The organism is Streptomyces brasiliensis (assembly GCF_014647875.1).
In the GTDB taxonomy this organism is placed as follows: Bacteria; Actinomycetota; Actinomycetes; order Streptomycetales; family Streptomycetaceae; genus Streptomyces; species Streptomyces brasiliensis.
Genome location: NZ_BMQA01000157.1, coordinates 1 through 5,194 on the forward strand (window position 1 = coordinate 1; position 5,194 = coordinate 5,194).

The window sequence follows — 5,194 nt, forward strand, 5'->3', positions numbered from 1 at the left end:
TGATGACACCCGATCGAAAAGCCCTGGATAAAGCACACTTCACAGGTGAAAACGACCTCTCAGGTATGCCCACGCTGCATCAACGAACCGGAACCCGAAAGGCCACGAGTTGATTCTCTGCGCGTCCCAGCGAGCGCACTTGACCGACATCGTGGGTGTCCCCGCGCTTCAGCGGAGTCGGGATCCAGGCAGGGGAAGGGACGGGAGATGATGGAGGAACGAACACGGCACCCTTGCAGATCTTGAAGCTCGGACATCTCCATGATCCACAAGGGGCCCCCGCGTCCGGAGCCCCCGCCATCACCGATCACCGCGAACCGGACAACCGGGATACGCGGCGGGGCCCTGATTTCACCCCACGGCACAGGATCAAAGAGGTTCCCCAAGGCGGACAACTTCTGCAACACGTGGCCAATTGCCGTACCGTCGGCCGGAACAGCGTCGACTCGGGGCGAAAGCATGGTGACCGCTCGTGGGCGGATGGCCACCGATAATCTCCGCTTCACGACCGTTCGTAGGTCGTTCGCCCGCATTCATCCCACTCTGCTTGTCCTCAAACCGAGGGGCAGTTTAGTTTGCGTCTGCGGTCAAGCAACGCGGCCCGGCCCGATACATGACACAGCGCACGAGCGCAGCGCATGTGTGCCGTCCGGGTTGGCAACAGACCAAAGGCGGTCCTACATGGCACAGGTACGCTGGCTCGACCCTGACCTCTCGCAGCCGTGGCGAGGCAACGGTGTACAGGGCGTGGGAGCGGTTCGTGCGGGGTGAGGATGACCTCGTGGCGTGTCACCCGGGATAGCGATTTCCTGGCACCGGCCTGACCACACCACGGATTTCAACCAAAACCCAGGCGCAGGATTGCACGAACGGCACCTCCTGCCGGGGGAACGGCGGGGCCGGGCCGGTCGGTGGCGACGGATATCGGAATAGCTTGCCCGGGTGGCGTAGCGCTTGAGAGTGTCCGATTTTGTCGACAACGAGCCAACGCTTTCGTGTAGGTGTTCCGCGAAATCTGTCGGAATTTTCATTTCTCGCTAACGAGGAGGTGAAGTCGATGACGACTGCCCAGGAACGAGCCGATCTCCTGGCCGAAATCGGCGGACAGAACAAGGCAGCCATCGGTGCCGTGCTCGGCACCGGCTCAATCGCCAAGGCAACCGAGCGTGCCGACGGGACGATGGAGGCGACCATCCGGATCCCGGAGGATGCGATGGTGTGGGAGCCTGCGGTCCTGATCCTGCCGCACGCCGGCACCGTCGAGCTGACGATCATCAATGATGACAAGAACACCCACGCCTGCCTGCTGCCCAGTAACGGCGACAGGAAGTTCATCGGTCTGCTGAACCACTCGAAGGGCCGCGCGACGCTCGAACTGGACGGTCCCGGCTACTACTGGTACGGCTCCCCGGCCGGCAACGACGAGGGCAGGGGACTGACCGCCGCCATCGTCGTGAGCGGCGAAGTACCGCCGGAAGCCAAGCTCGACCGACCTGCCCAGCCGCGGCCGTAGAAAGGTAGGAACCACCATGACCGTCGAATACGTCGACGCCGGCGAGGCGTTCAACCACAGCCAGCTTTCCAACATCCCGCACAGTGCTCCGGACGTGACGCGCGACATCAGCTACAAGCGCATCCTCCAGGCGCGCAGCGAATCGCAGAACTGGATTACGTACTACGGCGACTACGACGGCAAGCGGCACAGCCTGCTCGACCAGATCAACGTCGAGAACGTCAAGAACCTGAAGGTCGCCTGGATCCACCAGGCGAGCTCGACCGGCCTGATCGCCTCCACCTCGACCTACGCGTTCGAGGCCTGCCCCCTGGTCGTCGACGGCGTCATGTTCGTCACCGGCTGGGACGGCTGGCTCTGGGCGCTCGATGCGACGACCGGCGAGCAGCTGTGGCGTTACAAGCACGCGGTCCCCTTCGACGTGACCTTGTGCTGCGCCAACGTCAACCGCGGCTGTGCGGTGGCCAACGGCAAGGTCTACATGGTGACCCAGAACGCCCAGTTGGTGGCGATCGACGCCACCAACGGCCAGAAGGTCTGGCAGAAGACCATCGGTGACGTGCGGGCGGGCGAGAGCGCTTCGATCGCTCCGCTGGTCATCAAGGACACGCTCATCACCGGTTCCGCCGGTGGCGAGTACGGCGTCCGCGGTCACATCGACTGTTGGGACCTGGAGACCGGTGAGCAGCGCTGGCGCACCTACACCGTGCCGAAGCCAGGTGAGCCCGGCTCGGAGACCTGGCCCGCCGACGGGGAGGCCTGGCAGCGCGGAGGCGCGAACCACTGGGTCACCGGAACCTACGACCCGGAGCTGAACCTTTACTACGCGGGCACCGGGAACCCGGCTCCCGATTTCGACGGCGAGGTCCGTGAGGGGGACAACCTCTACAGCGACAGCGTGGTCGCGCTGGATGCGGACACGGGTGAGATCAAGTGGCACTACCAGTTCACCCCCCACGACCTGTGGGACTACGACTCCACCATGGAGATGACCCTGTTCGAGCGGGATGGCAAGAAGTTGCTCGCCCACTTCGACAAGAACGGGTACATGTTCGTCCTTGACCGCACCAACGGCGAGCTGCAGCACGTCACGCCGTTCGTCGACCGGATCGACTGGGGCGTCATCACCCGCGACGGCAAGGTGACCCCGCGGAAGTACCCGGACAAGGAAGGCGAGCCCTGCCACTTCTACCCCGGCCCCGCCGGTGCGAAGGAGTGGACGCACGCGTCGTACAACCCGGACCACGATCTGTTCTACGTTCCGGTGGCCGACGTGGGTGCCACCGCCACCCGGCGTCGTCGCGAGTTCAAGGAAGGCATGCCCTACTGGGGTGCCGCCGTCGAGGTCGACATCGACAACATGGCCGGGTCGGTCAGCGCGTTCGACTCCCACGGTGAGGAGAAGTGGCGCTACCGGCTCAACGTGCCGATGGCCGCGTCGACCCTCAGCACCGCAGGGAACCTGGTGTTCGCGGGCACACCCACGGGTGAGTTCATGGCGCTCCACGCCGAGACCGGAGAGAAGCTCTGGAGTTTCCAGTGCGGCAGCGGTCACCACAGCAGCCCGAGTACCTACACCGTCGATGGCAAGCAGTACATCACGGTGCCGGTCGGCTGGGGTGGCTGGCTCGAAGGCATCGTCCCCGGCATGTCCGGTCAGGGTCACGGTGCCGCGGTGATCACGTTCTCCCTGTGACAGGGAAGCGCCACTGACGTGGTACTGACGCGAGACACGAGGTAACTTCCTGGCGGTTTCCTTTGCACCCGCCCGGTGATCGAGTCGTCCCGGCGGCGTCTCGATCACCGGGCGGGTGCTTTCGCACTGACAGGCGAGGAGAGCGGGGCTACGCCGAGGTCCCCCGTAGTCTCGCAGGTGGTAGGTATTTCAACCCGCACCTCGGTCATGGGGAAGACAGCGGAAGAAACAAAGGGTGATGTGATGAACCAGTCGTCGGTGCCCCAGCAGGACACTGGATTTGAGCGTCTGCCGTGCCACTACTGCGGGGAGGCCTACGAGCCTGGCGATCTCGCGCGGCACACCGAGCCGGTGCACTGCGGGCCCTGTATCACGTGCGTCGACAAGCCCGCATGCTTCAGCTGCCGTCTCATGTACTGCGTTTGCGACGTGCACAAGTATCGAGGCTGAAAAGCCCAACGGACTGCCGCAACCCCGGTAGCTGTGAACCTCCCCGGCCTGAAGAAGGCTGGGGCTTCTGTCTTGTGCGCTTCAGGCAGCGTGGGCGGATGCCCTGCCAGCACCCTGACGGGAGGTGGTGTCGCCTGGGATGACAGCGCTGTCGACAGCTACACCCGCTGCGGTACTGCTGGGGCGGGTGGCCCGGTTCGGTGCGCTACGCCGTTCTTCCCTGCCTGCTTTCCATCGACTCGTGCGAGGACGTTCTGGTGGTAGGCGTGCAGTGACCGCTGGAGCGGGCTCCTGCCGGTCTGGGACCGGCGATACGTGACCTCCGCACGGAGGTCGGGGTCCGGGACGAAAGTCCCGTCGTTGTCGGCAAGCGTGTGGATGTTCACGTCGCCCACGGCATCCCGGTGACACCGGAATACGCACTCGGGGCTTTTAAAGCGGGCTCCGCCGCTGCGCGGCTTCGGACTGAGGATGAGCTAGCCCGGGCGTAAACGCCCGGGCTTGCGCTCAAGAAGAAGGTCAATCCGACTGAGACGTCAGGCTGCTTGTACTACAGCCGGAGATCTTGAGGATCGGTGATGGGTGGGATCGGCTGGTAGTGGGTCCAGGGGCGGAGGCGGTCCGGGAGCGGGTCTCCTCGTCGCCGGTAGTGGCTGATCATGGCGCGGGTTTGGTGGAGGCGGCGCCACAACTCGCAGGTCAGGACGGTATCCACGGGGTGGCAGGGATTGAGTCGGGTGGCGGCCAGGCAGTGCCGGATGGTGTGGGCGGAAGGCCGCGGAAGCGGACCGTGGATTGGCCAGCGGCCTCGCTCTTGCTCGTGACCTGGTCTTTTCCCGCGGTGAGGTCATGCTCGGTGTCGGTGTCGGTGTCGGTGTCGGTGTCGGGGAGGGCGGCGTGTTGGACGCTGAGGAATGCGGTGGCCAGCATGCAGGCGGTGACATGCCGGTGCCAGGGCGTCCACTTGCGGACCTGGTACCGGGCGAGGCCGACGAGCTGTTTGCTGATCTCGTTGTCCTCCTCGATCTGCCAGCGGCCACCGGCCCGGGCGATGATCTGCGAGAGCGTGGCGCCTGCGGGGGCGTGGACGAGGAAGTAGGCGATCTCGCGGTGGAGTCGGCCGTCCTTGCCGCGCCGGTTGGGATGCAGGCTGCGGCGCAGCACCAGCCAGTGCGTGAAGCCGTCGGCCGGGCTCTCGTCCTTCACCTGGACGGCGAAGGCCGTCCAGTCGTAAAGTCGTCCACCCCTGGCGCCGTCGCCGCAGGAACGGCGTTCCCACTGGTCACGGACTTTCGCGTAGGACAGCAAATCGTCGGCGCGCTGGACGGCCGGCTGACGCGGCCGCCCCGGGACCCCGTCCAGGGGGAGGTCGACGGGGACGCCGAACACGTATGGCACCTGGTGCGCGTGGCACCAGGCCCGCAGTCCGGAGTCCTGGCCGTAGCCGGCATCGGCCAGCACCCAGGAGAACGGCATGTGGGTCGCGCGGGCCTGCTCCAGCATCGCGGTGGCCAGCTCGGGCTTGGTGGCGAAGG

The 5,194-nt window shown here is 65.4% G+C and carries 3 protein-coding genes; 2 read left to right on the forward strand and 1 reads right to left on the reverse strand.

The window, feature by feature from the left end:
* Positions 1-1,057 precede the first annotated feature (1,057 nt).
* Together IEZ19_RS48965 and IEZ19_RS48970 are read left to right on the forward strand one after the other, a co-directional pair.
* A complete protein-coding gene (locus IEZ19_RS48965; RefSeq protein WP_189317827.1) occupies positions 1,058-1,513 on the forward strand; it encodes an MSMEG_3727 family PQQ-associated protein in 456 nt (151 codons plus the stop codon).
* Between the two features lie 16 nt (positions 1,514-1,529).
* Positions 1,530-3,209, forward strand: a complete 1,680-nt coding sequence (locus tag IEZ19_RS48970) for a PQQ-dependent dehydrogenase, methanol/ethanol family (RefSeq protein ID WP_189317828.1) — start codon at positions 1,530-1,532, stop codon at positions 3,207-3,209.
* A gap of 1,149 nt (positions 3,210-4,358) precedes the next feature.
* Here the strand turns inward: IEZ19_RS48970 and IEZ19_RS48975 are convergent.
* A partial coding sequence (locus tag IEZ19_RS48975) for an IS701 family transposase (protein WP_189317829.1) occupies positions 4,359-5,194 on the reverse strand: 836 nt, incomplete at its 5' end.